At 45.3% G+C, this 265-nt stretch carries 1 pseudogene; it reads right to left on the bottom strand.

What is annotated here, in order from left to right:
* Positions 1–243 (bottom strand): annotated as a pseudogene (locus HBA93_RS21590) (hypothetical protein); the annotation flags it as partial.
* Positions 244–265 lie beyond the last annotated feature (22 nt).

Raw genomic sequence — 265 nt, 5'->3', positions numbered from 1 at the left:
AGAAATGCGCGGAAGATAGCCGGCTTCCGCCTCATCAATACGCGATTGCCGCATATTCAGATTATTCACCGCTTCATCAATAGAAGGATGCCATTGAACAGCTCTTTTGACAGCATTTTCCAGAGTAACCCCTGCAGCCTGCTGTTTTGTTTTTTTAGCAGCATATGCCTCACTGCCAGCGATATAGACCAGAAAACCAATAAATATTCCGACACCAACCAACAGGTTTCTGCCGTATCGCATCAGGCAATTCACATCCATACAT

The sequence above is a fragment of the Ochrobactrum sp. SFR4 genome (assembly GCF_019730395.1).
Classification (GTDB): domain Bacteria; phylum Pseudomonadota; class Alphaproteobacteria; order Rhizobiales; family Rhizobiaceae; genus Pseudochrobactrum.
This window is presented reverse-complemented; position numbering and strand designations above follow the sequence as displayed.